We start from the raw sequence: 4,362 nt of genomic DNA, 5'->3' as shown, positions 1-4,362 counted from the left end.
GGCGACGAAACTAGAGTTTCGTCGCCCACAACTGAAGATTCGACTCGCCAGAACTACCGACTCGGCGTGGCTCAGTACCAGCCGACGGACTGGGAGTGGCCCCAGGCGCCGCAGGGGGAACCGTAGCGGTCGTTGATGTAGCCGAGGCCCCACTTGATCTGGGTGGCTGGGTTGGTCGCCCAGTCGGCGCCGGCGCTGGCCATCTTGGAGCCCGGGAGGGCCTGCGGGATGCCGTAGGCGCTGGAGGAGGGGTTGTCGGCGGTGTGGTTCCAGCCGGACTCCTTCTCCCACAGCGGCTCCAGGCAGGAGAACTGGTCCATCCCCCAGCCGAAGTCGCTGAGCATCGACTTGGCGATGTCCCTGGGGTTGCGCAGATCGATCTCGATCTCTTCGACGCCGGCGATGGCCCGTACGTCGTTGCCGGCCGACAGCGCGGCCTGCTTGCCGGGGTCGGCGACCTCACGGCGGTCACCGGCCGAACGCGACAGGGACGAGGTCTCGCTGCCGCGGGCGGCGGACTCGGCCTCGATCGCGGCGCGCTGGGCGTCGGTGAGCTCGGGGAGGTCGGCGGCGGCCGCCTCGCCGGCGCTCAGGGTCGGGTCGTCGGTGGCTGGCCCGGAGTAGGCCACCCCACCCGCGACTGCGGCACCGGTCCCGCCGAGGGCGAGGACGGAGAGGAGAAGGGTTGTCTTGGCGGTCGTACGCGCAGCCTTGTGCGGAACGTCGACAAGCGGATTCGCTGGCGCACCGCGATGTCGCGGGGCACGATGAACTGGCTTGGTCACGGGCTCTCATTCGGGGGCTGAGGCATTGCAGACCCGCAAACAATGCATGAGCGCCCACCTCGTATCAAACCGGACGCACCGTTTGTGGGTCAGAAATGACCGTCCTGAGCATCACATCCGCACCATCAGTCACATGAATAACAACGGCCCCAGACCTCACAGGTCTGGAGCCGTTGGGGTGAGAAGGATTACGACGTCACGGGACCACGTTCTCCAGCATCTCGGTGACGAGCGCCGCGATCGGCGAGCGCTCGGAGCGGGTCAGGGTGACATGCGAGAAGAGCGGATGGCCCTTCAGCTTCTCGATCACCGCGACCACGCCGTCGTGGCGTCCGACCCGGAGGTTGTCGCGCTGGGCGACGTCGTGGGTCAGCACGACCTTCGAGTTGGCCCCGATCCGGGAGAGCACCGTGAGGAGCACGTTGCGCTCCAGCGACTGCGCCTCGTCGACGATGACGAAGGAGTCGTGCAACGACCGGCCGCGGATGTGGGTCAGCGGCAGCACCTCGAGCATGCCCCGGTCGATGATCTCGTCGATCACCTCCTGCGTGGTCACCGCGGAGAGGGTGTCGAAGACCGCCTGGCCCCACGGCGACATCTTCTCGCCCTCGGTGCCGGGCAGGTAGCCGAGCTCCTGGCCACCGACGGCGAAGAGGGGCCGGAAGATGACCACCTTCTTGTGCTGGTTGCGCTCCATGACCGCCTCGAGGCCGGCGCAGAGAGCCAGCGCGGACTTTCCGGTGCCGGCCCGCCCGCCGAGGGAGACGATGCCCACCTCCGGGTCGAGCAGCATCTCCAGGGCGATCCGCTGCTCCGCGGAGCGGCCGTGGATCCCGAAGGCCTCCCGGTCACCGCGGACGAGATGGATCTGCTTGTCCGGGCCGACCCGGCCGAGCGCGGTGCCGCGGTCCGACATCAGCACCAGACCGGTGTGGCAGGGCAGGTCGCGGGCCGCGTCGAGGTCGAGGACACCCTCGTCGTAGAGCTCGTCGAGATCCGCGGAGGCGACGTCCAGCTCGGCCATCCCGGAGTAGCCTGGGTCGGAGTCGTTGATCCGCTCACCGCGGTAGTCCTCGGCCTCGAGCCCGACCGCGGACGCCTTGATCCGCATCGGCAGGTCCTTGGACACCAGGGTCACGTCGAGGCCGTCGCCCTTCAGGTTGCGCGCGACCGCGAGGATGCGGGTGTCGTTGTCACCGAGCCGGAAGCCGCTCGGCAGCGAGGACGGGTCGGTGTGGTTGAGCTCGACACGGATGGTGCCGCCCTCCTCCCCGACCGGGACCGCCGTGTCCAGGCGACCGTGGGTGATCCGCAGCTCGTCGAGCTGCCGGAGCGCGGAGCGGGCGAAGTAGCCCAGCTCCGGATGGTGACGCTTCCCCTCGAGCTCGGTGATCACCACCACCGGGAGCACTACCTGGTGCTCGGCGAAGCGCGTCATGGCCTTCGGATCCGAGAGCAGGACGCTCGTGTCGAGAACGTACGTTCGCACGGTAGGCGACTCGCTCTCAGCGGTGGAGGACTCCGACGCCGGTGTCGGAGCGGCCGACGTGTCGGCCTCGGTGACGAGCTCGTTCGTGGTTCGGTTGGCCACGCGGATCACCTCTCGCGACCGGCTCACACACCCTTGAGTCCGGTCATTTCATCGTTAATCAGATGGACCGGACGGTGGACCGTCAGTCGGGGTGCCGACCGCCTCACACCCGTCGGGATCGATGCGATCCTGACGCAGGTTCGGTTCGTGACTACTCACGTAACGGGCCTCCAGGTGCGACGGGAATTTGTTCCCCGCCGTTGGGATAACGCTACGACGCCGGACCAACGGTCCGTGGCAACACGAGCCATTTTTCTTCGTGAACACCTGGTGACGCCCAGCATTGTGCCGACCAGCGGTCACCTTCCGAGGCGGCGCTCGCGGTGCGCGTAGGCCCGTAGGGCCCGCAGGAAGTCCGTACGCCGGAAGTCGGGCCAGTAGGCCTCGCAGAAGTAGAACTCCGACTTGGCGCTCTGCCAGAGAAGGAACCCGCCCAGGCGCTGCTCCCCCGAGGTGCGGATCACCAGGTCGGGGTCCGGCTGGCCCTTGGTGTAGAGATGGTCGGCGATGTGCTCGACGTCGATGATCTGGGCGAGCTCCTCCAGCGAGGTGCCGCGGGTCGCGTGCTCGTTGAGCAGGGCGCGTACGGCATCGGCGATCTCGCGCCGGCCGCCGTAGCCGACAGCGACGTTGACCAGCATCCCGTCGACGTCACGGGTCGCCTCCTCGGCGGCCTTGAGACGGTGGGACAGCCAGTCGGGCAACAGGTCGAGCGCGCCGACCGGATGCAGCCGCCAGCGGCGTACGTCGGCCAGCGAGTCGACGGCGTCGGCGATGATCTCCAGGAGAGGGGCCAGCTCCTCAGCGGGGCGGTTGAGGTTGTCGGTGGAGAGCAGCCACAGGGTGACGACCTCGATGCCGATCTCGTCGCACCAGCTCAGCAGCGGCTCGATGTTGGCCGCGCCGGCACGGTGGCCGTGGGCGGTCGACCGGCCGACCTCCTTGGCCCAGCGGCGGTTGCCGTCGAGCATCACACCGACGTGCTTGGGCAGCTTGGAGCTGTCGATCTTGCGCAGCATCCGCGCCTCGTAGGCCGGGTAGAGAACCCGACGTACGCCTTCCTTCCAGTCTGCCACGAGCAGAAGGGTATCGGCGGGGCACGCACATCCCCCAGCGGGACGGGAATCACCCCCGACCAGCGGTACGGGATTCACCTCGTCTTCAGGGTCTACCGATAGTGTTGATCCTCATGAGCGAGATGACTGACGCGATGCGCCTGACGGTCGGAAACATCACCGACTCGGTCTCCTCGACCGTCCACGAGGCCCTTCCGAAGATGCGCGGCTGGATCCATCTGGCGACCGCGCCACTCACGCTGGCGGCCGGAATCGTCCTGATCGTGCTGGCGCCCGCAGGGGCGCCCCGGGTCGGTGCTGCGGTGTTCACCATGGCCGCCCTGCTGCTCTTCACCGTCTCCGCGGTCTACCACCGGGTCAACGCCCTCGGGCGGTGGAACGAGCGGTGGTTCACGATCATGAAGCGCTGGGACCACGCGAACATCATGCTGATGATCGCCGGCTCCTACACGCCGTTCTCGTTGCTGCTCCTCGACGGTGTCACGCAGGTCGTGCTGCTCTCGGTGGTCTGGACCGGCGCGATCCTCGGTGTGCTCTTCCGGGTCTTCTGGAACGACGCCCCGCGCTGGCTCTACGTCCCCAACTACATCGCCCTCGGCTGGGCGGCGGTCTTCTTCATCCCGGCATTCTTCACCGGCGCCGTGGCGCTCGGGGTCGGCATCGGCATCGCCACCTTCACGCTGATCTGTGTCGGTGGCGCGCTCTACACCGCCGGTGGCGTCATCTATGGCTTCAAGCGTCCCAACCCGTGGCCGCGCTGGTTCGGCTTCCACGAGGTCTTCCACACCTTCACGATCCTGGCGTTCGTCGCTCACTACACGGGTGTCTCGCTCGCCACGTACGCGCTGCGCTGAAGAACAGCCCGATCCGGGACGACGAAAGGGGCGCGCGGCCACCCGCCGCGCGCCCC

Annotated in this window: 4 protein-coding genes; 1 reads left to right on the top strand and 3 read right to left on the bottom strand. The window is 67.9% G+C overall.

Annotated elements, in window-relative coordinates:
* Positions 1-71: 71 nt before the first annotated feature.
* From H5T77_RS25515 to H5T77_RS25505, 3 genes are all read right to left on the bottom strand, one after another.
* Positions 72-785, bottom strand: coding sequence for an aggregation-promoting factor C-terminal-like domain-containing protein (locus H5T77_RS25515; protein WP_292653414.1), 714 nt, complete (start codon positions 783-785; stop codon positions 72-74).
* Positions 786-981: 196 nt separating this feature from the next.
* Positions 982-2,376, bottom strand: a complete 1,395-nt coding sequence (locus H5T77_RS25510) for a PhoH family protein (protein ID WP_472850374.1) — start codon at positions 2,374-2,376, stop codon at positions 982-984.
* Between the two features lie 299 nt (positions 2,377-2,675).
* A complete protein-coding gene (locus H5T77_RS25505) occupies positions 2,676-3,452 on the bottom strand; it encodes an isoprenyl transferase (RefSeq protein WP_292653413.1) in 777 nt (258 codons plus the stop codon).
* 113 nt (positions 3,453-3,565) lie between these two features.
* Here H5T77_RS25505 and trhA point away from each other — a divergent pair, with 113 nt between their 5' ends.
* Positions 3,566-4,306 (top strand): PAQR family membrane homeostasis protein TrhA, encoded by a 741-nt coding sequence (gene trhA, locus H5T77_RS25500; RefSeq protein WP_292653412.1) that lies wholly within the window; start codon positions 3,566-3,568, stop codon positions 4,304-4,306.
* The last annotated feature ends 56 nt before the right edge of the window (positions 4,307-4,362 follow it).

Origin of the sequence: Nocardioides sp. (genome assembly GCF_014360585.1) — a bacterium.
Classification (GTDB): Bacteria; Actinomycetota; Actinomycetes; order Propionibacteriales; family Nocardioidaceae; genus Nocardioides.
The sequence above is the reverse complement of the archived record's forward strand: the minus strand, read 5'-3'. Positions and strand labels throughout refer to the sequence as shown.

What these genes read in the sequence shown, in the direction of transcription:
- trhA (WP_292653412.1), top strand. Translation starts at nt 3,566, where the DNA reads ATGAGCGAGATGACTGACGCGATGCGCCTGACGGTCGGAAACATCACC.